This is a genomic window from Pedobacter sp. KBW06 (genome assembly GCF_003852525.1).
Lineage (GTDB): Bacteria > Bacteroidota > Bacteroidia > Sphingobacteriales > Sphingobacteriaceae > Pedobacter.
Genome location: NZ_QAJL01000004.1, coordinates 34,947 through 58,892, shown reverse-complemented (window position 1 = coordinate 58,892; position 23,946 = coordinate 34,947). Strand labels below are relative to the sequence as shown.

Here is a 23,946-nt window from a genome sequence, read left to right as displayed (position 1 = left end):
TGGGAGGACCGGGAGAGGTAGGGGAGGAATTATCAGGGAGATGCATGATAAATCATAAACATTTTATATAGGTTTGTTACGTTTTTTTAACTTTGTCAAAATCCAAATAATTCATGATTGAGAAAATATTAGTATTGGGCTCTAACGGTCAGATCGGCACTGAACTTGTAACCGCCTTACGTAAGAGCTATGGTGAGAGTAATGTAGTGGCCTGTGACATTCGCAGACCTGATTATGACATCAAGAACTCAGGACCATTCGAGTTTGTGAATGTGCTTGAAAAAGACATTCTGAACAACATTTTTCAGAAATATAAACCTACACAGGTCTATTTACTTGCGGCATTGTTGTCGGCTACGGGAGAACAGAATCCTAAACTGGCCTGGGACCTGAATATGAATGGTTTGCTTAATATTTTAGACCTGGCGATTACTTACAAAACAGCTAAAGTATACTGGCCAAGTTCAATTGCAGTATTTGGGCCAAACTCGCCTAAAGATGCAACGCCTCAATATTGCGTGATGGACCCGAATACAGTGTATGGAATCAGTAAACTGGCTGGCGAACGCTGGTGCGAATATTATAACCAGAAATTTGGCCTGGATGTCCGCAGTATCCGTTATCCCGGATTGATCAGCTGGAAAGCTGCTCCGGGTGGAGGAACAACGGATTATGCCATTCATATTTTCCATGATGCATTAACCAAAGGAAGTTATGCTTCGTTCTTAAATGCAGAAACGGAATTGCCAATGATGTACATGGACGATGCCATCCGTGGTACGATCCAGTTGATGGATGCGGAATCGAGTAAAATATCTATCCGTTCCAGTTATAATTTTGGCGGGGTAAGTTTTACACCAGAGGTTTTGGCGGCGGAAATCAGGAAACATATTCCGGATTTTACCTTAACTTACAAAGACAACGATCCACGTCAGGCGATCGCGAACAGCTGGCCACGTTCTATCGACGACAGCTTTGCTCAGAAAGACTGGGGATGGAAGCCGGAGTTTGACTTGTCGAAAATGACGGTAGATATGTTGAAAAACTTACAGAGTAATCATTAATAAGGGAGATCCTTAAATAAAAATATACAATGGGAAGAGCATTTGAATTTAGAAAAGAGCGAAAATTTAAGCGTTGGGCTAAAATGGCCGTTCAATTTACCAGGATAGGTAAAGAGATTGTAATGGCCGTTAAGGATGGTGGACCTTCACCGGATACCAACTCCCGCTTACGTACTGCGATCCAGAATGCGAAGGCAGTAAATATGCCTAAGGATAGGGTAGATGCTGCCATTAAAAGGGCATCGAATAAAGATGAAAATGGTTATGAAGAGTTTGTTTATGAAGGTTATGCACAACATGGTGTAGCCATTCTGATCGAAACAGCTACAGACAATACCAACAGAACTGTAGCGAATGTGCGCAGTTATTTCAATAAAACAGGGGGTACTTTAGGTAAAACAGGATCTCTGGATTTTATTTTCAGCCGCAAGTCTGTCTTCCGTTTCTTACCGGGAGAGAAAGATCTGGAAGAACTGGAATTTGAATTGATTGATGCCGGTTTAGAAGAATTGTACCTGGAAGCGGATGAAGAAGGAAATGACATTGCAGTAGTACAAACTGCTTTTGAAGACTTTGGAAAAATGCAGAAGGCTTTAGAAGATACAGGTCTGGAAATGAAAAGTGCAAAATTAGAGCGCATCTCTCAGTCTACCACTCCTATTACAGAAGAGCAGGCAGTAGATGTATTTAAATTAATTGATAAGCTGGAAGAGGACGATGATGTTCAGGCCGTTTATCACAATATGGCAGACTAGCTAACGCTGGTTCTGATTAGAAAATAACCAGGGCAATAGTTTGGGATCTGCAAAGGCAGTGTCCCAACTGTTGTGGTTGGCATTCGGATACAAAGTAAGCTTCGGTACTTTCCCCAAGACCTTAAGCTGATCCGCGATGATGGTAGAATGAACTACCGGTACCACATCATCTTTCTCCCCATGAAAAATCCAAAGGGGAACATCTTTATATTTCTGAACATTTGCTACGTTATCGCCTCCACAGATGGCAAAGGCTGCTGCAAAAAGTTTCTTTTTTCTTCTCAATAATTCGTAGGTACCCATAGCACCCATAGATAAGCCGCCAATATATACCTGTTTGTGGTCTACAAAAGGTTTATCCATGAAGTTGTCAATCATGCCCAGCAATGCATGCATGGCCTTGGTTGGTTTTCCTCTTTTTTGAAAATTAAAGGCACGTTTGCCTTGCGGATCTGTCCCGAATTCTACATTTGCCCAAAAGCTGTTTTCAGCACATTGCGGAAAAACGATGATGGCGGGAAACTGTTTACGGATGTCGTCTTTCAGGAACAGTTTTGCGCCATGTGTCAATTGCTTTTGGTTGTCATTGCCCCTTTCTCCGCTTCCATGTAAAAAAAAGAGGATCGGGTATTTCTTCGTCGCATCAAAATTCTGGGGAAAGAGGATGCGGTAGTAAATGCTATCTTTTCCTTCAATAAAGCTTCCTTTATCAAATTTTTTAAAATCCTGTGCTTTAATACTCATCGCAGAGATCAGCAGTAACATCGAAATAATTATTGTAGGGCGGTTCATCTTCCAAAATTAAACAAATTAAGAATCATTTAAAAAAAATAAACCCTGACTGCATTTATACAGTCAAGGTTTACACAAGGTGGAAAGAACTAAAGTGTCAGCTGGAAGGATGCTTCCGAATTGTCTCTGGAGTTGGTTCCGATGAATATTTTAAAATCACCAGGTTCTGCAACAAATTTTAAATCTGCATTATAGAACTTGAGGTCCTCTACCGAGATTTTGAAACTGATGTCTTTGCTTTCTCCGGCTTTTAAACTGATCTTTTGAAAGCCTTTTAATTCCTTAACCGGTCGGGTAATGCTGCCCACCAGGTCTCTGATGTACATTTGAACAACTTCTTTACCCTCTGCTGCACCTGTATTTTTAACAGTGATGGTTGCGGTAATGGTTTCGCCAGCTTTAAACTTAGTTTTGCTCAGTTTAAGGTTGCTGTAGTCAAAAGTAGTATAGCTCAGGCCATATCCGAAAGGATACAAAGGCTCATTGCTGACATCCAGGTAATTGGAACGGAATTTCGAGAACCATTTTCCCTCTTCTAAAGGACGGCCAGTGCTTTTCTGACTGTAGTAAAGTGGAATCTGACCTACATTTTGCGGGAAAGTAGCCGTTAGTTTGCCGGATGGGTTTACTTTTCCAAACAAGACATCCGAGATGGCATTTGCTGCTTCTGTACCACCAAACCAAACGTTTAAGATGGCAGGAACATTTTCATCTTCCCATTTCAGGGTTAATGGTCGTCCGGTGAACAATACCAGCACTACTGGTTTTCCGGTTTTTAACAAGGCTTGTAATAATCTTTTTTGAGGCTCAGGAATGTCAAGATTGGTACGGCTGGAGCTTTCTCCACTCATCTCAGAACTTTCTCCAAGTGCGGCAACAACAACGTCAGATTTTTTGGCAGTTGCTACGGCTTCGTTGATCATTTCTTCCTCAGAACGGTTGTCTCTTGGAATGTCACGGCCAAACATGGTTGCTCTTTTCTGATATTCAGGATCTGTCAATAAATTGGCACCCATGCTGTGTAAGATTTTAAGGTCTGCACCTGCATTGGCTTTTAGTCCTTCTAAAAGAGAGATGGTGTTTTTTAAGTCACTGTTTACGCTCCAGGTTCCAGGCATATTGCTTCCTGTATTTGCCAATGGGCCAATCAGGGCTACTGTACCTGTTTTCTTAAGTGGTAAGATTTGTCCCTGATTTTTTAACAAAACGAAGCTTTGAGCTGCAGTTTCGCGGGCAGCCTTTAAGTGTTCCGGGGTCAGGATTTCATTTTTTGCGCGTTCTTCACTGCAATAACGGAAAGGATCATCAAATAAACCCAGTTTGTATTTTGCTTCCAGTACCAGTCTGCAGGCATTGGTGATTTGTTGTTCTTTAACTTTTCCTTCCTGAACTGATTTTTTCAGGGTGGTTAAGAATCCTTCTCCTACCATGTCCATTTCAACTCCGGCATTTATAGATAGTGCTGAAACTGCCTGAAGGTCGCCTAATCCATGATCGATCAGCTCATTTACTGCGGTATAATCGGTAACCACAAAGCCATCAAATCCCCATTGTTTGCGCAACAAATCAGTCATTAGCCATTTGTTGGCAGTAGCGGGAACTCCATTGATGTCGTTAAAAGAAGTCATTACACTGCCGGCACCTGCATCGACAGCTGCTTTATATGGAGGTAAATATTCATTGTACATCCTGTGCAGACTCATATCAGTAGTGTTGTAATCTCGTCCTGACTCGGCAGCACCATATAAAGCGAAGTGTTTTACACATGCCATCATGGTATTGTATTTAGACAAGTCATCGCCCTGATATCCTTTTACCATTGCTTTTGCAATTTCTGAACCCAGGTAAGTATCCTCACCTGATCCTTCAGAAATTCTTCCCCAGCGTGGGTCTCTGGAAATGTCTACCATAGGGGAGAAGGTCCAGTTTAAACCATCAGCAGTAGCTTCAACGGCAGCGATTCTCGCTGTTTTCTCGATGAGTGCCATATCCCAGCTGCAGGATAGAGCCAATGGGATTGGGAAAGTAGTTTTATAACCGTGAATCACATCCTGACCAAAGATGATCGGGATTTTCAGACGGGTCTGGTTCACTGCAATTTCCTGTGCTTTGCGGATTCTGGCAGGGGTAGTCAGCGAGAAAATTCCTCCTACCTGTCCGTTTTTAATTTTACTTTCTACGCCTGTACTCACTACAGAACCAGTGGTCGCTTCTCCGCCTGTCAGTAGATTGAGCTGTCCGATTTTTTCCTCCAGTGTCATTTTTGACAGGAGGTTTTTAATAAAGGCATTCATCTTTTGATCGGCCGCTGTTACCGCTTTCTTTTGTTGTGCAAAGCCGGAGCTCAGACTAAAAAGGGCGGCCAGAAAAAATAAGTAAGTCGCTTTTCTCATTATATGTTGTTTTTATGTGTGTTCGTTATTTAATCAGGCAAGGGGTTATGGCTTTGATCCAGATGGCATATCCTTCCGGATTCATGTGGAGCATATCTTCCAGAAAAAGCTCCGGACGGACGGCATTGTTTTTTAACATTTTGCTGTTTACATCCAGAAACTGCGCATTTTTATAATGACTCAGGTATTCTTTGATCAGGGCATTGGTATGCGTGTTTGTGGCAGAAAATTTAGTTCTGGAAGGGCTGTTTTTTATAGAAAGATACAATACCGGAAGATCCGGGAATTTATTTCTGATGCTGGTAAAAAAGCTGGCAAACCTGTTTAAGGTTTCCAGCGCATTGACGCCATCCATGGCAATGTCATTCTCACCGCTATAAATCACCACCTGACGGGGCTGATAAGGGTACACGAGGTCGGCCACATAATAGTTGGCCTGTGCCAGTGTAGAACCGCCAAAACCTCTGTTGATGGCCTGATAATTTTTAAAGACGGTTTCCAGATCTTTCCATTTTTCAAATGACGAACTACCTACAAACAGGATCCCGTTTTTTGATGGCATTGAAATGCTGTCTTTGTGTTTAAAGTCCTGGATTTCCTTCCAGAAGGCTGGTTTTTCCTGCGCCGTTGCTGTTCCGCAACTGATGCTTAATAAAACCAGGAAATAATAAAATCGCTTCATTCTTTTGTGTTTAATTAATCGCCTGCACTTTTGTTCTTTCTGACAAGCCACTTTCATTAATGGCCTCAATACTGAAATAATAAGTTTTTTCTTTATCCATTCCTTTAAACCAATATTCGTTTGCATTGTGAACCATAATGCAGTTGTATAATTTGTCCGGATCTGTTCCCAGGTAGATGTTGTAGGCATAGGCATCGTTTGATGTTTGCCATTTGATCCAGGCACTACGTTTATCTTTTTCCGTTCTCAGGACGATAAAATCTTTGACCATTTCCGGTTTGGGCAGGTTACTGTTTCCGAAGACCCTCAATCCGCTGATGGCAAATTTTCCGGTCGGCATGTGGATGTTTTCCATTTTGATGAACCTGGTTTTGATGGGTTTCTCCAGTTCCAGGTAATCGTGCGGTACATCTTTTTTATTGTTGCTTTTGTCAGCGAGTATTTTCCAGCTGCGTCCATCCACTGAATACCAGAGTTTATACTGATGGTAAGTACCTTGTTGTTTCCCCAAAAAGGCAGCATCCTGATCCGCGTAATTAATTTGTACTGCGTTTACGGTAGAAAGGGTACCAAGGTCAGACTGGATCCATTCTCCCTTTTGATCAGAGGCGGCGCTCCAATAGGTTCTGATGTTTTCGTCTACCGCATTATTGGCGTTATAATTCCCCAGCGTAGAGGATACACTCACGGGCTTATTGTAGTTGAGTAACATCCATCCGGTGAAGCCGCTTTTTAAATGATCTGTAGCTTTATTGGGAAGGTAGTGAGGGTAATCTCCAAAAGCGGCATCCATGTACATCACATCATCTTTATCAAAGCCTGCCGGCCAGATACCGATGCGTCTTTCAAAATTATTTTTAACACCCAGTACCATGGTAGAAACATGCCAGTAATTTTTCCAGTTGTCCTGGAAAGTGGCTCCATGTCCGGCACCCCGGGCAAAGCCCCCGGGTTTATAAGAGAAGGGAAGCGACTGATGTTCGAATGGTCCGAGTGGTGTTTTTCCAATTGCTACACCATCTGCATAACCACTGAATTCCGTGGCTGGTGCACCATATTGGAGGTAGTATTTGTCATTGTGTTTTGTCATCCAGGCACCTTCCATAAAAGGGTCGAGGAAAGTATTGTCGAGATTTTCCCCGAAGCGCTGCCAGCCAAATCGGTCTGGGTTCAGGAGTAACAGTTCTTTTCTTGTTCCTATCGGCTGAAATGTTTTTCTATTGAGTTCTACACCATAGAGCGGATAGACATTACTGCTGCCGTTATACATGTATAGTTTTCCGTCCTCATCTACAAAATGGGCGGGATCCCATCCGCCGATTTCAAATTCATGAACCACTTCTTTCCAGTCATTACCTTTAGGATTGGTACTCATCCAGATGGGAAAGTTCCGGGAATAGGTAGAACCGAAAACAAGCATGGTATCGCCCTGGATCCAAACAGAAGGGGCACACAGGTCGTCGTATACTTTGTGCTCCGGTCTTAAAAATGATTTGGAGACAAAGTTCCAGTTGTTGAGGTCCGGGCTCCACCAATAGCCCCATTGGTTGGTGGAAAATAAGTAATAATCTCCTTTATAGTTAACAATTACGGGGTCAGCCGTTGCCCTGTGTTTTCCCTGAGTGGCAAAATTAGGGATAGGGGTATAACCGTAATCCAGGTTTACCGGATTGCAATAGGTCATTTGTTTTTGCTGCGCAAATGTCAGTAGACTTTGTAAGAAACAAAGCATGAAAATCGTCAGGTATTTTCTAATAGACATTATGATATTTTTAAATGTTTAGCCAGTCTCATTTTAGTTAAAGATTTTTATTTGTGCACAGCTCGGACATGCAAGTGCCATTCCGTTGGCAACTAATCCGGTAACCTTTGTTTTATGCTCCCAGTAGATCCACATGTCATGTGCTCCTCCGGTAGAAGTTAAGCTGACGTTGTAGATGTCATTGTTTGCCGGCAGATACCCCAGTACGGTTGGATTGTTGGTATTTGGCGGAAGGTAATAGGAAACATGACCTCCGGAGGTGGTGTTCCATAATTGTACATAAACACCATCGATTGTACTGTTCGTAGCCATTAATGGAATTTGTGCCTGTGTTTTCTTTACCTTTTTTGCCGAATTTACATTTGTTCTTAAAGGCGTGGTTTTATTGCTTTTTGCAAAAGATTGATTTGATGGACTTAAGAGTACAACTGTTAGTAAGAGTGCTGTTAAAGCAGTGAGGGTTCTTTTCATAATTTTGGATTTAGAGTTTAATGGATATGATATGGCTAAACATTTATAAATTGAATCCCCCGATTCTATAAATTACTTAATTGCAGGCGTACTAAAGCCTAGTTTTGTTAATCCTTTTTGTACATCCGGACTGCTCATGAACAATTTCCACAATAATCCGGTCCGGTAGTTTTCGATCATGACAATGATCGGCCCCTGGTCAATGGCAAGGTGAGATTTGGCCACCCATTTGTGCTGTTCGCTAAAAGCGTCTGCAAATCCATATTCTGTCCAGAGCTGATCACCCATGTCCTCGTAAAAATGTCTTAAAGCCTGCATGGAGTATTCCGGTGTATAAGGAAATGCAGATAAAGCTGCGGTAGGTGTGATGACTCCCAGATCCTCTGCAGGAGAATGAGCGGCATAACCCTGCCAGCTATCGCTCGCTGTTAAGCCCCAGCTTTTTGCGCTGTATCCTTTATAATTTTTGGGATTTTCTATGCAATAAGCCCTGTTGATAAGGGTATGGTTTTTATTTTGCTCCCAATAATCTGCGTATTTGTCTTTTAATCCTCTCGGATCCAGTCCCAGGTAGGAATAATGTGAGAAGAACAATGGGCCTCCACCATCAAACCCTAGTGGGAGTGTAATGTCGTTGAACTTCTTGCCATTGAAGAAGGTATTGCTCATGGCCCATCCTTCGTCATATACTTTTTTATCAATTGCATACTTCGGTGCGGAGGCCGCAAGGATATAGGTGATCAGGCATTCGTTATACCCCCTGATCTGGTGGTTCATGCTCCAGCCGTTGTTTGGGCTCCAATGCCAGTAAAGTACATTCTGATTTTGGGTGAACCAATTCCATTCAATGCCTTCCCACATCCACAATATTTTATTTCTGATGTCTCTTTCTGTGGCATTGTCTGCCGTATAGTATTGACGCGCCGTTAACAATCCCTGAAAGAGAAAAGATGTTTCCACAATGTCAGCGCCATCGTCTTTAGGACTGAAACGGATGGTTTTTCCGGTTTCTCCATTTAGCCAATGCGGGAATGCGCCATGAAACATATCGGCTTTCCAAAGAAAGTCTACGATCTTTTTTGTTCTGGCAGCGGCTTGTTCTCTGGTAATAAATTTTCTTTCTGAAGCGACGATGGTAGCCATGATACCAAATCCGGTTCCTCCGGTGGTTACGACTTCATTTCCGTATTCGAAGGCAACATTGCTGCGCTCACGTGCCATTCCGCTTACCGGATGTGCAAAGTCCCAGAAATAACGGAAAGTTTGTTTTTGTACGAGATCCAGTAGCTGGTCGTCGGTTAAATTCTTTTGTATCCTTAATTCAGGTTTTATGGTTTCGGTATTTTTCTTTTGCGCCATGACCTGGCTAAAGGAACAAATCACGATAAAGGTTAAGCAGGCAGAAAGTATGTTTTTTTTCATTTTAAATCGCTTTGGTAACTACGGCCTGATGTTGGAATAATGCGTTTGTGAAGTGGTTGTCACTGCAAATTTTATCACCCTGATGTTTTTTGAAATCCATCGTTCCGGGAGATGTAGAGATAAGGCAGAAGAGTTGAAATTTTAAAGTCATGTGAGGTTGGGATGATTTTTAAAGCGCTGCAGGCTAGCCGCAGCGCTTTAATCAGATGAAGTTAACTTAGGAATTCATCATTATTTTCCTTTACTTTCCAATTTGGAAATCGCACCGATTTCATCAATAGTTAGTGCTTTGTTATAGATTCTTACTTCATCTAACTGTCCTGTAAGATAACTGGCCCAGGATTCTTTGCCGGCAGTAGTTGTCAGACTTGGTGTGGTTTGGAACTGTAGGGTTCCGAAAACCATTTTAGAAGCATTCTGAAAAGTCAATGGACCATTGTTTGCTACATGTAAGGTCTTTATCCTGCTTCCATTAAGGTAGATGATAAAATCCGAAGTCGTTTCGTTATAACTTAACGCAAGGTGATTCCATTTTTTCCATGGACTGGAGATGGTGTAGTTTTCAGACTGGGTAAGTACGCCCTTATTATTTACGCGGAATTGAATTACCCCTTTATCTTCAGCACCTCCATTTTCAAGAAAGATACATAGATTTCCCCATCCTGAATTTGAATTGGCGATATCTATTAATCCTGTGGCACCGGTGTTTAGTTCAGATTTGAACCAAAGCATTGTGGTAAAACTTTTTAGATTTTGTACCTCCGTCGGAGTGTCTGAGATGACATATCCATTCAGTGCACCCTGAAGTGCCCGTCCTTTCATTCCTGTTGTAAATGAGGTGTTTGTTGATGTTCCCACTTTCTTTGAGATGCTATCGGTTAGGTTATCCTCAAAGCTCCAGTGTGCCACTAAATTGCCCGGTGCAATTTGTTTAGAGCTGGTAAAACCTCCAATATTTACGGGAGGGGCATAACTGGAGGGATCGAATTTTTTTGTACAGGATGATACAGTAAGCGCAATGGCGATCGCCGAACCTATATATGATATTTTTGTTTTCATTTTCTGTATTCTTTAGATGATGTTAATAACCTGGATTCTGAGTAAGCATATTGGCACTCAATTCGATTTCGTTATTTGGTATTGGCCAAACCTCATTTTTGCCTGTTTTCCATCCTCTTGGTCCAAAAACAGTTGCAGCCCTTCCCTGACGGATAACATCAAAGTACCTGTCGGATTCCATGGCAAGCTCTACGAATCTTTCCTTGTAAATGGCATTCCGCAGTACCGCCTGATCTGTAGAAACTACTTTAGGCAGGATACCTGGATTTCCTTGTCTGGCTCTGGCTCTTACCAGCTCAAGAGAAGAGATCGCCTGAGTTGAATTGCCCAGTTCGTTTGCTGCTTCAGCATTCATCAATAAAACTTCTGAATAGCGTAAAACACGTACATTCTGTTGTCCTCCTCTTGGATTTGCATTGTCGTATGGCGTATTAAAAGGAACGTAGGCTTTGTGGTTATACCTGCTCGGATCACCTGGGTTTGCAGTGATGGGGTCACCCTGAGGCGTTGTGGTGCCTACAAAAAGAATGGTAGCTTCCTTACGTGGATCGCCAGTTTCAAATGCATCCACTAATTCCTGGGTAGGGACGTTGAATCCCCAATATCCGGCTTGGGTCCTTATGCCTTGAATCTGGGCATACTGACTGTTACTGGCATCTTTGATACCCGGGTTGTACTCACATTGAAGTTCAAAGATAGATTCTGAATTGTTCTCATTGTTAATTCTGAATAAGTCATCAAAATTCGGAAACAAGCTATAGCCCATAGTCATTACCGAATTGGTTAAAGTAAGCACTTCAGACCATTTCTTTTGATACATGGCGGCCTTGGCGCGAAGAGACAGCGCTGCTCCTTTAGTTACGCGTCCCAGGTCCTTCGCAGGATAAGAAGCAGGAAGTACTGCTGCTGCATCATCAAGATCCTTTTCTATTGCAGCCCATACCTGTTCTTTCGGCGTGCGGGGAAGGTTAAATTCAGCAGGTGTTTTTGGTACATTTAATCTCAATGGAACTGCACCGAATGCTCTGACTAATCTGAAATAGGCGAATGCCCTGACAAATTTAGCTTCAGCAAGTAAACGTGCTTTCAGATTCGGGTCCATATTAATTGCCGGAACATTATCTAATACCTGGTTGCATAAATTGACATTTTGATATTGACCTTCCCAGAAACCAGACACTTGTCCATCGGTAGAGGTTACTGTAAAATCGTTAAATGCATTTAAGTAACTGGCATCATTGGATGAACTTCCTTTTTCTGCATCATCTCCTCCAAGACTTTCCACAGCCAGCGAATTGAAGCCAACATTGGACCAGCTGCGCAAATTTCCATAAATGGAACTCACGCCATCTATGGCATCCTGTTGTGTTTTCCAAAAGGTTACTGCGGGCTGTTTGCCCTGAGGGTCTACATTTAAGAAACTTTTCTTACATGAAGTGCTGAATAAAATTGTGCCTGTGATAAGAACAGCACATACCTTATGCAGGTTTATATTTTTATATATTCTCATTATCTGATCAATTAAAAAGTAACGTTAACACCTAAATTATAAGTTGCATATAAAGGGTAGACATTGGCATCCACACCTGCTCTTAGCGGTGAGTAATTTCCGACTGTAGGTTTACCTACCTCGGGGCTAAATCCTTTGTAGCCAAATAGGTTGATTGCATTTTGTGCGTTTGCAAATACCCTTACTTTCTGCATTTTCCATTTGCTCAGCAGACCTGCAGGTAAGGTGTATCCTAACTGAACATTTCTTAACCTGATGTAAGCACCACTTTCCACGTAAAATGAATTAGGTCTTGCATTTTCGGTACTTCCAACATTTGTGGATGGGTAAGTGTTTGAGCTACCTTCACCATGCCATCTGTTCTTGAAGAAATCCTGTGTGAAGTTCTCATTACCGAATCTAAGCCCGATATTTGCATTATAAACATCTACACCGGCCACTCCCTGGATGTCCACAGCAAGATCAAAGTTTTTATAAGCGAAGCTGGTATTTAAACCGTAGTTGAATTTAGGGTTTGGATTACCCAGAGGAACACGGTCTTTTTCCGAGATTTGTCCATCGCCATTCGTGTCTATGTATTTAAAATCACCTGGTTTAGCACCGGTTTGTGCTGAAGAAGCAATCTCTGCCTTGTTTTGGAAAATACCTGCAACCTGATAACCGAAGAACTCCCCAACTGGTCTGCCTACCATAGTACGTGTAGGTAATGAACCATTCGCCAGGCCTTCTCCTCCAGAATATACAGGGTTCTGTCCTGTAACAACTTTCATTACTTTATTCTGGTTGTAACCAAAGTTTCCACTGATCGAGTAGGTTAGTCCTCCTTCTGTTTTATCTCTCCAGCTGGCAACAAATTCAAATCCGCGGTTTCTGAAATCTGCTTGATTTCCAATTTGTTTACTGTTTCCAAGTCCGATTGAAGAAAGAACAGGTATTTCAAAAATGGCTTGTTGTGTAGTTTTAGTATAGTAATCAGCTTCGATGTTTAGTCTGTTGTCTAAGAATCCAGCTTCTAATCCAATATCTGTACCTGAACTTCTTTCCCAGTTAAGGAAGGTTGGAACCATGGTGTCAATATTTTTACCGGTATAAGATACACCGTTAAAATAAGCTACATAACCTCCTTTTTGAGTAATTACAAGTGTTGAAGGGTTTACCGGAACTCCTGCATTACCTACTTTACCCCAGCTTCCGCGTAGTTTCAGGTTGCTGAAGACTTTCTGATCTTTCATGAAGGGTTCATTTGTAACTACCCAGCCAGCTCCGATAGAAGGGAAATAGCCCCAAAGTTCTCCTCCGCCAAAAAATTGCGAAGCACCGTCAGCACGCATAGATGCGTTTAAAAGATAGCGGTCTTTGAAGGAGTAGTTTACCCTTCCAAAGTAAGAAGCAGCGGTTGTTAGTACTCCTGAGTCATTGATGTACCTGTTGTCGGAATCACCTAAAGCCAGGTAAAGATCTCCTTCGCTTGAATAAGGTACGTTTCTGGCAAGGGCGTTGATCGTATACGATTTTCTGCGTTGTGCAGTCTGACCTGCCAATACAGTCAGGTTATGGTCACCGAAAATATTTTTATAGGTTAATGTATTTTCTATAATCCAGTTTCTGTCTTCCGTTCTGTCTACTCCAAGTTCACTGGTCTCATTGCGCTGAGAAGCTGTTGCAACGTAAACTTGATTGTAGTTTCTTACTTCTGCCTGTCCGAAGTCGCCGCCAATGCTGGTTTTGAAAGTTAAGCTTTTTAAGATATTTAACTCTGCGTAGACATTTCCGGTAACTTTATAGTTTTTGGACTTGCGGTTGAAAAAGTCTAATGTTGCCTGAGGGTTGAAATTAGCGCCACCACCCAGACCAAAGTCATTTGGATCACCATAAGTGCCATCTGCATAGCGGACCGGCACTACCGGGCCTGCGGAATACATCTGATAGAAAATGCTATTTGGGATGTCATTGGAGTTGCTGGCTGTTCCTGAGACATTATATCCAACTTTTAAAGGTTTTAGGACCTGAAAATCGTTTGCCAATCTGGCGGTATAGCGTTTGTAATTATTTCTCTCCACGATTCCATCCTGATTAAGGTAGCCTAATGAGAAATTATAACTGGTTTTTTCTCCGCCACCACTGATCGATAGCTGGTGATTATTTACCATCGCATTTCTTAAGATCTGGCCATACCAGTCTGTTCCTTTTCCAAAACTTGCAGGATCTTTAAACAAAGGCGCATCTGGTGGAGTTTTCGAAGCGTTGATTTCATTAATGGCAGTAGCATATTCTGTACCGTTTGCCATTTTAACAGCATTTGTTACACTCTGAACACCTACAGATCCGTTATAGTTGATAATTGCATCGCCTTTCTTTCCTCTTGTTGTTGTTACCAGTACCACACCATTGGCGGCTCTGATTCCGTATATGGATAAGCTGGAAGCATCTTTAAGAATACTGATGCTTTCGATATCGGCAGGGTTTAAAAAGCTGATATCGTCGTGCCATACCCCATCAACAACATAAAGAACACCTGTATTTCCATAAACTGTTCCCGTACCACGGATGGTGATCAATGGAGCGGCTCCCGGAGCACCATTATTTGAAATGGACACACCGGCAACTTTACCTTGCAATGCACTTACCGGGTTTACTGAAGCCTGTTTTGAAATTTCTTCGCCTTTTACAGTAGCTACAGATCCGGTCACATCAATTTTTCTTTGTGTACCGTAACCTACTACGACCACCTGATCCAATTGCTGAGCAGATGAAGCCAATACTATATTTATGGTAGTTCTATTGTTTACCGGTACTTCTTGTGTTGTATAACCTATATAGGTAAATACCAGTGTCGCGTTCGCCGGGGCGCTGATGGAATAGTTTCCATTGACGTCTGTTTGTGCTCCTGTTGTTGTGCCTTTTACCTGTACACTTACTGCCGGAATGGTGGTTTTATCACCGCCATCGGTTACAGTTCCTTTCACAGTAATGTTCTGTGCAAAGGCCGTGTAATTAAAAAGAAAACAGAGAAATGTTAAAACAGAAAATTTTGTAAAGATTCTTTTCATGCTCGTTTAAGTTTTGTTTAATTGTTTGTTAAATCTCTGGGACTATAACCGCTATTACAAAAAAATGGCCTATACATTAATACATCAGATGCCGATGTGTAGTGTTTTAAACAGCTTATCCAAATCAGTTTTTGGGCTAAAAATGATGTTATTTATGCTGTTAAGCAAAATTATGTATGGTTTTGCAAGTATTTGCTAAAATGCAAAAATGTGGGGGTAGAATAAGGCTTTGTGTGGTAATGATGTAGTCCTAAAGTTCCATTAAGAACTCGACAAGGTTCTTATCATGTGGGATTTCGAGCTTTTTTCGGAGTCTGTAGCGTCTGATTTCTACACCTCGCAGAGAAATGTTAAGTAACGATGCCATTTCTTTACTGCTCATATTCATGTGCAGATAGGCACATAGTTTGAGGTCGTTTGGTACAAGATCCGGATGATTTGCCTTTAACTTTTTGAAGAAACTTTCATGTGCCTCATTGAAGCTGCTCTCGAATAAATTCCAGTCGCGCTCATCGTTCATTCCTTCGTCGATTACCTTTTGAATTTTGCGCAGCTGATCTTCCGCCAATGGTTTCCCGTTGCCGTCTTTTAACTTCAGAATTTCCTGACTCAACTTTTGCAACAATTCGTTTTTATAGACAAGGCTCATTGCGGAATTGGCCAGCTCTCTATTTTTACCTGCCAGCTCCACCTGTAGCTTTTCGGTCTGTAGTTTGATGATCTGTCTTTCTGTTGCTTCAGCTTCCTTTTTAAGATAAGCTTCTTTTTCTGCCTGTAGTTTTTTGGAAATGGCCTGCTGGTCTTTCTTTAGCTTTTTCTCATAAAGCCGTTTTGAAGAGATGAGCAGGGCAATGATCACTAAAATGTACAGAGCTATGGCCCAGTTTGTTGCATAAAATGGAGGGAGGATGCTAAATTCAAATACAGTTTCTTTGCTCACCAGCTCATCATTGAGCTTGGCCCTTACTTTAAACACATAACTTCCTCTGCTGAGGTTGGTAAAGTCTTTCTGAGAAGCGGTACTCCAGTCGGACCATTGTTTCGAGTAGCCTTCCAGATAATATTGGAACTTCACTTTCGCCTGTCGGTAGTAAGGGAGAGCGTAAGAAATCCTGATGTTGTTCCTGCTGAAAGGGATCTCCATCTCAGATCCATTGCTTCCAATTTCACTCAGGGTATGGTAAGTATCAGTGATGTCTTCTATCCTGCGAATCAGTACCGATGGTAAAGCAGCCTCTTTGTTTCGGGGCTGACCATCAGTTCCGTTGTAAATGACAAAGCCGTCATCTACACTGATCAGGTAAATGTCGTTGCTGATCTTGCTGATGTTCTCATAATACTGAACCATTCTGCCATCAAGAATGCTGAACCTGTTGGAATCAATATTGAGTTTACCTGGTTGGGTAAAGTGGACAAGGCCCATTTTTCCGCGGTTAATGAACCAATATCTGTCCAGTCCGGCGCTAATTATTTTGTTGGAAGTAGAAAACCCTTTTAGTCCTTTATTGAGCTCCTCGTAATTTTTAAAACGGTTACTGATCTCATCATAGATGAAAAATCCCTGATCAGATGAAAAGACAAGCTTGTTTGCGATTTTAAAGATATTGATGTTATAGTCATCAGGAAGGCCATTTTTTTCATTGTAAGGCCAGCTGGAAATGACCTTTGTGAGGTCAGGACTTAGGGTCAGTTTGTAAAGTCCTTTATAAGCATGGCTTACCCAGATATCGCCTTTGGCATCTCTTTCCACATATCTGGAAGGTGCGTCAAAACCGGAAATCTTATGGTGAAATCTCCAGAGGCCTCTGGGATCTTTTTTATAAATGACGAGTCCGTTATAGGTTCCCTGGATCAGACAATCCTGACCATCTTCGAGTTTTTTGATGGTCCAGCCACCGTTGGCACTGGATATTTTCTCCAGTTTATTTCCGGTCACATTAAAAGTGCCGTTATTGTGTCCGCAAATCAATTGCCCATCGATAATGGATAGGTCCCAGACCTGTCCCTGAGAGCCTGGGATCAGTTTGAAATCAAAAGAACTGAAGAGGTCCTGCCCTGATTTCCATGGACTGTAGAATAGTCCCTGATTGGTGCCCAGATAAATGGTATTGTTGTAAATCAGGCTGGAATAAACGGTTCCGAATTGTCCGGTTTTATCAAAATAGAAGTATAATGGGGAGTTGAGTTCTACACGGTCTATACCATTGTCGAGCCCTGCCCAGAGGTTCTGGTCATTATCCGCATAAAGGCTAAGGACCGTGTTGTTCTGTAAACCACTGGATTTATTGATGCGCTGAACGATATTTCCCTGCTCATCAATGATAATCAGCCCGTTTAATATTGTCCCGTAAGCGTAGTATTTGTCTAAGATCTTTACCCCGTTGTTTAACTGATAGACTTTCAAAAAAGCATTGGCTGCTGTGTTTAAAGGCTGGAAACTGTTCCCGTCGTAGGTAAACAGGCCGTCTTTGCTCGTTCCAATTAACAGGCTTCCGTTTTTATAGGGTAAGATCGACAATACGTCTGTGGAGTTTGCAGGAGTGCTTCCTTTTAGTGGAACCAACTTGTCGCCAATAAGTTCAAACAGGCCCTGGCTCAGCACCTCCACGAAAAAACGCTTTCCTACCTGGTGAAGAAACAAAAATGGATGTCCTGCTTTGACAACCTTGATCTTGTTGTTTTCGTAAATATAGATGGTGGTAAAAGATTGAAAAATCACCTTTTTCCCCTCCGAACAGATCTTCCAGATCTCATCTTTTACCCCACTTGCAGGAGGAACAAGCTTTGTTAGCGAAGTGTAGCTTAGCTTTCTGTTTTTATTAGACCAGTATCCAAGTTCTCCAAATCCGCCGGTGTAAATAATTCCCGAAGGGTCTGCAAACACCGAACGGACAATCTGCCTGTTGGGCATTTTGTATTGCTGCCAGTATTTGCCATCATAGGTAAGCAGGCCCTGTGCATTTCCAAAATACATAATGCCCTGCTTATCCTTGGTAATTGACCAGTTCTGATTTCCGGAAAGGTATACAGACTTTGGATAATTTTGTACATAAGGAACTCCAATACTTTTAATATTTTCTGCTGTAGCGGAGAAAGAAACAAATGCAAGCAGGATATGTAATAAAAAGTATTTCAGGTAGCCGATCTTCATTAATGACTAAGATAGTTATTTAGAAGCAACGTTTACTTGTTGAGGTACTTTTACATAATATCCGGTTCCGTCATAACTGCGTTTACGTGGGTTGGTTGTACAGGCTACAGAGCAGCACCCTTGTAGTTCTTCCCCGCAGGCATCACACTGGGTGATGTGCTCGTTACATTCCGGATTGGCACAATTGATCATTTTCGGCGTAACTGTTCCGCAATTGAAACATTTGGAAACGATACTGGGATTTACCGAGTTGACATCAACAGCAATGCGGTTGTCAAAGACATAACATTTGCCTTCAAAATCTTCTCCTCCGGCTTCTTTACCGTATTTGATAATTCCTCCATGAAGCTGATATACATCGTTGAAACCATGGTGCAGCAATAAGGCAGATGCTTTTTCGCATTTGATTCCGCCGGTGCAATAGGTGAGTACTTTTTTGTCTTTATACTGAGCGAGCTCATTGATTTTGTCAGGAAAATCCCTGAAATTTTCAATATCCAGCGTTACTGCATTTTTGAATTTACCGAGATTATGCTCATAATTTGAACGGACATCAAGAATAACAACATCCTCATCATCGATCATCTTTTGAAAATCTGCGGGTTCCAGGTGCTTACCTGTACGCTCATTGGGGTTGATAATACTCGTGTCTCTTAGTCCTGAGTGCACAATTTCTGCTTTATGGCGGCAGTGCATTTTGATAAAGGAAGGTTCATCTACCTCGTCAATTTTGAAATCAGTTTTAGCGAAACGTTCATCGGCCTTAATGGCAGCCATATAAGCTTCACAAGCTTCTTTAGTCCCGGAAACAGTTCCGTTTAATCCTTCATTGGCAACAATAATGCGCCCAACAAGGCCTAGAGATTTACAAAATGTAAGGTGATCGGCAGCAAATTGTTCTGCCTCTGCTATGTAACTATAGCAATAGTAAAGTAGGGTCTGGAATTTTTTCATATAATCATTGATACTGTTGCATACAGCGTTTAATGCGTTGCAAAGTTAAGAAAGATAAATGATATAGGAAAAATCTAAATGGAAGGTGTGCGTCCGCCGTCCACTCTGATGCTCGTCCCTGTTATATAGGATGCCGCTGGGGAAGCAAGGAAAGCGACGAGATTGGCGATTTCTTCTGCTTTTCCAAATCTGCCCATAGGGATCGTACTGATCATATTTTTTTCCAGATCAGGGATTTCTGATTGTTGAATCTTTGCTGTTTGTTCAATTAAACTGGTTAACCTTGCCGTTTCCGTTAGTCCTGGCAGGACGTTGTTTACCGTGATATTGAATTTCCCAACCTCATTGGACAAAGTCTTGGCCCATGATGCAACCGCAGCCCTGATGGTATTGGAAACACCCAGATTTGGCAATGGCGTTTTGACAGAGGTCGAGATAATATTGATGATCCTGCCATATCCCAATGCTTTCATCCCTGGAAGAACTGCTGTAGAAAGGATCTGATTTCCGATGAGGTGTTGCTGGAATGCAGATTCGAAATCATGTGGAAGGGCTGCTGTAACCGGACCGGATTTAGGCCCGCCAGTGTTGTTGATCAGGATCGAGATGTTATTAGTTGCAGTGATTTTCCGGATTGCGGTTTCTATTTGTTGCTTTTCAGAGAAATCAGCAACCTGATAACCATGCTGCTGACCCTGATCGCAGGCCAGTTGCTGAAGCGCCGCTTTCAGGGCTTCCTCGTTTCTGGCCATCAGGATGCAGTTCGCACCCAGACCTGCTAAAACTTTTGCAGTAGCAAGGCCGATTCCCTGTGTGCTGCCACAAATTAATGCGTACTTTCCTTTTAATGAGATGTCCATATCCTGATTTAAGCATAAAATTATAGAAATTTTCCGCAAACACCTTCGGTAACATTCTTTTTAAGCTGTTGTTGACTGAAAGGAATATTGTTAAGTTTGCTTCCGTCATTATAAATCAGATCCTGATTTGTGAGGCGGATTAAATTTAAACATATAAAATGACTAAAATTTCTATTAAACCGGTATTGTTGGCTGCAGGCCTTCTACTTAGTGCCGGGAGCGGATTTGCACAGGATGATCTTGTTAATTCACTAAAAAACAACCAAAGTACAGATAGTAAAAATAGTTTTGTTTTTACTCCTGTGATCAATGCAGAGGCAACTTCTGTTAAAAATCAAAAATCATCAGGAACCTGCTGGAGCTATAGTACCAACTCATTCCTGGAATCTGAAATGATCCGTGCAGGTAAAAAGCCGGTTGACCTTGCCGATATTTTTACTGCCCGCAATGCTTATATTGAAAAAGGAATTAACTATGTACGTATGCATGGTGCCTTAACGCTTGGCGATGGTGGTGCATGTCATGATGTAATCAATATGTTTGCTTTATATGGTGCACTGCCTCAGGAAGTTTATAATGGCAGAGATTACGGAACTGCGGCAAATAAGTCTGATGACATGAATAAGCTGACTAAAGCTATTCTTGAAGAAGCAGTTAAAGCACCTAACGGTAAGCTTGATCCGAACTGGAAAAAGAAATACATCGCTACGATAGATTCATGCCTTGGTGCTGTTCCTGAAAACTTTACGTTTGAAGGTAAAAACTATACGCCAAAAACTTTTGCTAAAGAAGTGGTAGGGATTAATCCATCAGACTATGTGGAGCTTTCTTCTTTCAACACTGCCCCTTACTATACAAAAACGGTTTTAATGGTTCCGGACAACTGGTCTTATGATCAGGTATATAATGTACAGATGGACGACATTACTAAAGTAATTGACAATGCTTTGAAAAAAGGATTTACAGTTGCCTGGGCTACCGATGTAAGTGAAAAAGGTTTCAGCTGGAAAAATGGGGTTGCTTTTGTTCCTGAAAAAGACTTTGAAAGTATGTCCAAAGAAGAGAAATCAACGATGTTCAACGGACCTAAACCTGAAAAAGAAATTACTACTGAAATGCGTCAGGAAGCATTTGACAATTACCAGACTACAGATGATCATGGAATGCAGATCACCGGTATTGCAAAAGATCAGAATGGTAAAGAATATTATATCGTTAAAAACTCATGGGGTGCAACCAATGATTATAAAGGATACCTGTATGTAACCAAGAATTTTGTGAAGTATAAAACCACAGCTTTCCTGTTAAACAAAAAAGGTCTTCCATCTGACATTCGTAAAAAGCTTAGTCTTTAATTAGTTAGCTTGTCAATAAAGAAGGCGGTTCCAAATTTTTGGAGCCGCCTTCTTTATTTTGAGAACATTTGCAGGGAAGGGTTGTTTTTTTTATATAAAAGAGGATTTATGAAAGTATTTGTAACCAGGGTGATTCCGGAAGAAGGACGAAAATTGATGATTGAGGCGGGGATTGAAGTGGAAGAGTGGAAAGAGAAAAGAGCACTTAGTCAGGAGGAACTGATTGCTTATACCAGGGATAGTGATGCTTTATTGAGTGTAAGTACAAGGCTGGACAAAGATTTTCTTCAGGCTTCCAGCCATTTAAAAGTAATTGCCTTACATTCTGTGGGTTATGATAATGTAGATGTTGAAGCAGCAACTGAGGTTAAGATTCCGATAGGTAATACCCCTTGTGTTCTGAGTGGCGCAACCGCAGATGTCGCGTTTTTATTGATGTTGGCCACTTCCAGGAAAGCCTTCCATATGCATAAAAGTATTATAAAAGGAGAATGGGACTTTTTTGATCCGACATCTAACCTGGGAATAGAATTGAGGGGCAAAACAATAGGTGTTTTTGGCTTGGGGAAAATCGGGTTGGAAATGGCGAAATGTTGTATCGGGGCATTTGGCATGCAGGTAATTTATCACAACAGGAACAGAAACGAAGCAGCCGAAAAAGAACTGAATGCCAGCTGGGTTTCTTTTGATGAACTGCTGGAACAGAGTGATGTCCTTACGGTACATACCGCGTTAACCCCGGAGACAGAGGGAAAGTTTGACTGGTCTGCTTTTAATAAGATGAAACCCGGAGCTATTTTTATCAATACGGCAAGGGGGGCAATTCATAATGAGGCAGATTTGTTAAGGGCATTGGTAGAAAAGAAGATCTGGGGAGCGGGGCTGGACGTAACCAATCCTGAACCAATGCATCCAGATCATCCTCTTTTAAATATGCCTAACGTATCCGTTCTTCCCCATATCGGCTCTGCAACAGAGGAAACCCGGGCGGCAATGTCTGTCCTGGCTGCCAGAAATATCATTGCCGGCCTCAAAGGAGAACGAATCCCATTTGTCGTCAATCCCGATGTTTATAAGTGATTTCGGGTTACTTTCCCTTTGACGAGGAATATCCGCTTGATGCCTCCCCGTTGAATCACAGTATCACCCTTAAATTCAGGATTGAGAGCGCGCAAAACGATCTTTTCCGGATTGGGATGTTCAAATAACAATTTTACCGTGGTGATGTTGTTCGCCTGCTCATCAGTGACAACCAGATAGGCTTCGCCCCATTGGATGATGTCCCGGTTCCGGATTTCTTTTACAATGATAATTTCTCCGCTGCTGAATTTAGGATACATACTGTCTCCATAGATAGGAAGGTAAGCATCACAGTCGTTAAAAGGCCGGTAGTTGACATAGTATTCCGGAGGGTCCTGAAAGACCTGAAGTTCTCCGAAGGTCATCTCAGTCAGGTTTACATTAAAAAATGGAACGCCCTCTTCCAGATGAGGCAGTTGCTCTGCAGGATCATCAGACCTCAGAAACATTTCTCCCATTCCCGTATTGAGGTATCTTGGATTGATCCTGTGGTATTCCAGAATTTCTTTCGAAAGTCTTTTCCCAATTCTTCTTCTTCCGCTTTCAATGGAAGAGCAGTTCCCTATATGTTTAGTAATAGGGGTGTAAAACTGGGACAAGGTCATCTGTTTTGTTAACCTGACTTCCCTCAGCCTCGCGCCGGCTTTGTCGGTCTCTAAATAAATGTTTTTTCTCATAGCTTTATTTATTGTCTTAATTAATTTGTCTTTTGATTAATTATACGTAAGATTGCATTAATTATTTAGCTAATATAATGTTTTAAACTATAATTATTATATCATTAATTAAAATTCGCATATTATGAGAAGACGGTATGAGGGATTAGAGAATCCCGGTTTCAGGTATTTGGAAGAAGTAGAAGTTAGAAATCCATTATTGGTGGTGGAAGATTTTTTTGATGCAACCGATCTGGAGTTGTTCAGGCAGGAACTTCGTTTATTATTTAGCCTTTCCTTTAGTAATTCATCTTATGGACAGGAAAAGGTATATGACCGCGCCAGGCTGATGTGCGTGCACCAGTATGCCACGCGATTTATTGAAATGGCCTGGATCCTGTTAAATGATGATTATATAGATCTGTTTATCCGGGAGGGAGATCCGCTTTATCAAAGCGGGGGGATGTGGAGAGAGACTTCTTTTGTAGAAGTGCAGAAGAGGTTGTCGGATGGCATTATGAAAAACTGTCGCTTACTGGAAGATCAGGAGATCAATAATGTAAAGTTTGTATTTGATGAGATCTTTCAGCATCAAAGCCTTTCGGTATGGCAGGATGAGCTGGATATGGTCTTGTTTTATAGCATGCGGTCTACACCGATGTCCGAGGAACGTGATAATGGCCACCTCTCTTTTGCCATGTATGAATTGCTGGAAAAGCTATTGGAATGTATTCATGTGATCCATGAGGTAAAAATCAAGAGGGATGAAGGCTGGAATGTCCTGCCTCTGGATACGGATGTCATCAACAGGGACTACAATTATTTTCCGCCTCAACTCATGATGGGCCTTTACCATCGGATGCTGAGTCTCGGGAATTGAGTATCAAACATTCATCCGTGACAAAAATGCGCGGATGAATGCTTTTTGGG

18 protein-coding genes are annotated in these 23,946 nt (G+C 41.8%); 5 read left to right on the top strand and 13 right to left on the bottom strand.

What is annotated here, in order from left to right; all coding sequences use genetic code 11:
• The first annotated feature begins 113 nt into the window (after positions 1-113).
• Entirely contained in the window at positions 114-1,064 is a 951-nt protein-coding gene (locus DBR43_RS22560; RefSeq protein ID WP_074608809.1) for an NAD-dependent epimerase/dehydratase family protein, read from the top strand.
• Positions 1,065-1,093: 29 nt separating this feature from the next.
• Entirely contained in the window at positions 1,094-1,819 is a 726-nt protein-coding gene (locus DBR43_RS22555) for a YebC/PmpR family DNA-binding transcriptional regulator (RefSeq protein WP_124585096.1), read from the top strand.
• Here the strand turns inward: DBR43_RS22555 and DBR43_RS22550 are convergent, their stop codons facing one another.
• The 12 genes from DBR43_RS22550 to DBR43_RS22495 all read right to left on the bottom strand — a co-directional run bounded on the left by DBR43_RS22550 (position 1,820) and on the right by DBR43_RS22495 (position 19,925).
• Positions 1,820-2,584, bottom strand: a complete 765-nt coding sequence (locus DBR43_RS22550) for a prolyl oligopeptidase family serine peptidase (RefSeq protein WP_233603165.1) — start codon at positions 2,582-2,584, stop codon at positions 1,820-1,822.
• A gap of 116 nt (positions 2,585-2,700) precedes the next feature.
• Positions 2,701-5,004 (bottom strand): beta-glucosidase BglX, encoded by a 2,304-nt coding sequence (bglX, locus tag DBR43_RS22545; RefSeq protein WP_124585092.1) that lies wholly within the window; start codon positions 5,002-5,004, stop codon positions 2,701-2,703.
• Positions 5,005-5,029: 25 nt separating this feature from the next.
• Positions 5,030-5,686 carry a GDSL-type esterase/lipase family protein gene (locus tag DBR43_RS22540; protein ID WP_124585090.1) on the bottom strand — a complete coding sequence of 219 codons (657 nt, stop codon included), beginning with the start codon at positions 5,684-5,686 and terminating at the stop codon, positions 5,030-5,032.
• 10 nt (positions 5,687-5,696) lie between these two features.
• A complete protein-coding gene (locus DBR43_RS22535; protein ID WP_199757117.1) occupies positions 5,697-7,448 on the bottom strand; it encodes a family 43 glycosylhydrolase in 1,752 nt (583 codons plus the stop codon).
• A gap of 33 nt (positions 7,449-7,481) precedes the next feature.
• Positions 7,482-7,919 carry a hypothetical protein gene (locus tag DBR43_RS22530; protein WP_124585088.1) on the bottom strand — a complete coding sequence of 146 codons (438 nt, stop codon included), beginning with the start codon at positions 7,917-7,919 and terminating at the stop codon, positions 7,482-7,484.
• Positions 7,920-7,991: 72 nt separating this feature from the next.
• Positions 7,992-9,341 carry a glucoamylase family protein gene (locus DBR43_RS22525; protein WP_199757116.1) on the bottom strand — a complete coding sequence of 450 codons (1,350 nt, stop codon included), beginning with the start codon at positions 9,339-9,341 and terminating at the stop codon, positions 7,992-7,994.
• A 231-nt stretch (positions 9,342-9,572) separates the two neighbouring features.
• Positions 9,573-10,400: a LamG domain-containing protein gene (locus tag DBR43_RS22520; protein WP_124585086.1), complete on the bottom strand. Its 828-nt coding sequence runs from the start codon at positions 10,398-10,400 to the stop codon at positions 9,573-9,575.
• Positions 10,401-10,422: 22 nt separating this feature from the next.
• Positions 10,423-11,910, bottom strand: coding sequence for a RagB/SusD family nutrient uptake outer membrane protein (locus tag DBR43_RS22515; RefSeq protein ID WP_124585084.1), 1,488 nt, complete (start codon positions 11,908-11,910; stop codon positions 10,423-10,425).
• Between the two features lie 11 nt (positions 11,911-11,921).
• Positions 11,922-14,960 (bottom strand): SusC/RagA family TonB-linked outer membrane protein, encoded by a 3,039-nt coding sequence (locus tag DBR43_RS22510; RefSeq protein WP_124585082.1) that lies wholly within the window; start codon positions 14,958-14,960, stop codon positions 11,922-11,924.
• Positions 14,961-15,210: 250 nt separating this feature from the next.
• Entirely contained in the window at positions 15,211-18,111 is a 2,901-nt protein-coding gene (locus DBR43_RS22505) for a two-component regulator propeller domain-containing protein (RefSeq protein ID WP_124585080.1), read from the bottom strand.
• A 15-nt stretch (positions 18,112-18,126) separates the two neighbouring features.
• Positions 18,127-19,065 (bottom strand): rhodanese-related sulfurtransferase, encoded by a 939-nt coding sequence (locus tag DBR43_RS22500; protein ID WP_124585078.1) that lies wholly within the window; start codon positions 19,063-19,065, stop codon positions 18,127-18,129.
• 74 nt (positions 19,066-19,139) lie between these two features.
• The gene (locus DBR43_RS22495) at positions 19,140-19,925 is read right to left on the bottom strand and encodes an SDR family oxidoreductase (RefSeq protein ID WP_124585076.1); all 786 of its coding nucleotides are present in this window, start codon (positions 19,923-19,925) and stop codon (positions 19,140-19,142) included.
• Between the two features lie 158 nt (positions 19,926-20,083).
• Here DBR43_RS22495 and DBR43_RS22490 point away from each other — a divergent pair, with 158 nt between their 5' ends.
• Both DBR43_RS22490 and DBR43_RS22485 read left to right on the top strand, forming a co-directional pair.
• Positions 20,084-21,280, top strand: coding sequence for an aminopeptidase C (locus tag DBR43_RS22490; protein ID WP_124585074.1), 1,197 nt, complete (start codon positions 20,084-20,086; stop codon positions 21,278-21,280).
• Between the two features lie 108 nt (positions 21,281-21,388).
• Positions 21,389-22,360: a 2-hydroxyacid dehydrogenase gene (locus DBR43_RS22485; RefSeq protein WP_124585072.1), complete on the top strand. Its 972-nt coding sequence runs from the start codon at positions 21,389-21,391 to the stop codon at positions 22,358-22,360.
• Here the strand turns inward: DBR43_RS22485 and DBR43_RS22480 are convergent.
• Positions 22,351-23,037 (bottom strand): helix-turn-helix transcriptional regulator, encoded by a 687-nt coding sequence (locus tag DBR43_RS22480; RefSeq protein WP_124585070.1) that lies wholly within the window; start codon positions 23,035-23,037, stop codon positions 22,351-22,353. The two genes, DBR43_RS22485 and DBR43_RS22480, sit on opposite strands and share 10 nt — an antisense overlap.
• Before the next feature lie 124 nt (positions 23,038-23,161).
• Between DBR43_RS22480 and DBR43_RS22475 the strand changes: the two genes are divergently transcribed.
• Positions 23,162-23,896 carry a hypothetical protein gene (locus DBR43_RS22475; RefSeq protein ID WP_124585068.1) on the top strand — a complete coding sequence of 245 codons (735 nt, stop codon included), beginning with the start codon at positions 23,162-23,164 and terminating at the stop codon, positions 23,894-23,896.
• Positions 23,897-23,946 lie beyond the last annotated feature (50 nt).

What these genes read in the sequence shown, in the direction of transcription:
- DBR43_RS22560 (WP_074608809.1), top strand. Translation starts at nt 114, where the DNA reads ATGATTGAGAAAATATTAGTATTGGGCTCTAACGGTCAGATCGGCACT.
- DBR43_RS22555 (WP_124585096.1), top strand. Translation starts at nt 1,094, where the DNA reads ATGGGAAGAGCATTTGAATTTAGAAAAGAGCGAAAATTTAAGCGTTGG.
- DBR43_RS22550 (WP_233603165.1), bottom strand. Translation starts at nt 2,584, where the DNA reads ATGTTACTGCTGATCTCTGCGATGAGTATTAAAGCACAGGATTTTAAA.
- bglX (WP_124585092.1), bottom strand. Translation starts at nt 5,004, where the DNA reads ATGAGAAAAGCGACTTACTTATTTTTTCTGGCCGCCCTTTTTAGTCTG.
- DBR43_RS22540 (WP_124585090.1), bottom strand. Translation starts at nt 5,686, where the DNA reads ATGAAGCGATTTTATTATTTCCTGGTTTTATTAAGCATCAGTTGCGGA.
- DBR43_RS22535 (WP_199757117.1), bottom strand. Translation starts at nt 7,448, where the DNA reads ATGTCTATTAGAAAATACCTGACGATTTTCATGCTTTGTTTCTTACAA.
- DBR43_RS22530 (WP_124585088.1), bottom strand. Translation starts at nt 7,919, where the DNA reads ATGAAAAGAACCCTCACTGCTTTAACAGCACTCTTACTAACAGTTGTA.
- DBR43_RS22525 (WP_199757116.1), bottom strand. Translation starts at nt 9,341, where the DNA reads ATGAAAAAAAACATACTTTCTGCCTGCTTAACCTTTATCGTGATTTGT.
- DBR43_RS22520 (WP_124585086.1), bottom strand. Translation starts at nt 10,400, where the DNA reads ATGAAAACAAAAATATCATATATAGGTTCGGCGATCGCCATTGCGCTT.
- DBR43_RS22515 (WP_124585084.1), bottom strand. Translation starts at nt 11,910, where the DNA reads ATGAGAATATATAAAAATATAAACCTGCATAAGGTATGTGCTGTTCTT.
- DBR43_RS22510 (WP_124585082.1), bottom strand. Translation starts at nt 14,960, where the DNA reads ATGAAAAGAATCTTTACAAAATTTTCTGTTTTAACATTTCTCTGTTTT.
- DBR43_RS22505 (WP_124585080.1), bottom strand. Translation starts at nt 18,111, where the DNA reads ATGAAGATCGGCTACCTGAAATACTTTTTATTACATATCCTGCTTGCA.
- DBR43_RS22500 (WP_124585078.1), bottom strand. Translation starts at nt 19,065, where the DNA reads ATGAAAAAATTCCAGACCCTACTTTACTATTGCTATAGTTACATAGCA.
- DBR43_RS22495 (WP_124585076.1), bottom strand. Translation starts at nt 19,925, where the DNA reads ATGGACATCTCATTAAAAGGAAAGTACGCATTAATTTGTGGCAGCACA.
- DBR43_RS22490 (WP_124585074.1), top strand. Translation starts at nt 20,084, where the DNA reads ATGACTAAAATTTCTATTAAACCGGTATTGTTGGCTGCAGGCCTTCTA.
- DBR43_RS22485 (WP_124585072.1), top strand. Translation starts at nt 21,389, where the DNA reads ATGAAAGTATTTGTAACCAGGGTGATTCCGGAAGAAGGACGAAAATTG.
- DBR43_RS22480 (WP_124585070.1), bottom strand. Translation starts at nt 23,037, where the DNA reads ATGAGAAAAAACATTTATTTAGAGACCGACAAAGCCGGCGCGAGGCTG.
- DBR43_RS22475 (WP_124585068.1), top strand. Translation starts at nt 23,162, where the DNA reads ATGAGAAGACGGTATGAGGGATTAGAGAATCCCGGTTTCAGGTATTTG.